Source organism: Geobacillus sp. ZGt-1 (assembly GCF_001026865.1).
Taxonomy (GTDB): domain Bacteria; phylum Bacillota; class Bacilli; order Bacillales; family Anoxybacillaceae; genus Geobacillus; species Geobacillus thermoleovorans.
Map to the genome: position 1 here is coordinate 110,747 of NZ_LDPD01000018.1, position 469 is coordinate 111,215.

Consider the following 469-nt stretch of genomic DNA (forward strand, 5'->3'; position numbering starts at 1 on the left):
AATAGCTGCCGCCTGATTGCTCTTCATAATATTTTTTTACTGAGATAAGCTTCTCGCCATTCGGTCCATCGTAATAGCCGTCATCGCCGCCGAAAATCATATCTTCATAATGTTCGCGTGTATAATCTTTATAATACATATCCGTTTCAGTTGGCTGAATGTTGTTATGCGGAAAGTCCGGATACTCGATGAGCAAAACGAGTACACGGTCGACCCGCTTGCCGCCGTTCCATGGCTCCGGCTTGACGGATGGCACGGAAGCCGTTTTCGATTGTCCGAGCTTTTTCCCTTTCCCGTTCAGCACGCCATTTGTCTGCTGTCCGTCCTGCATCGCCTCGGCGCGCTTTGCCTCTTTATCGTATAATTCTCCTTTTCCCCGCGGCATATGAATCGCCTTTTGCCGCAAATAGTCGCGCACTGCTTGTTCCACCTCAGCAGGAGTCGCATCAGCGCGAAGCTTTCCGCTCCG

1 protein-coding gene is annotated in these 469 nt (G+C 50.5%); it reads right to left on the minus strand.

From position 1 onward, the window contains the following. Window positions 1-430 (minus strand): immune inhibitor A domain-containing protein (locus tag VU18_RS19755; RefSeq protein ID WP_236687326.1); only part of this gene is annotated, 430 nt, incomplete at its 3' end. Window positions 431-469 lie beyond the last annotated feature (39 nt).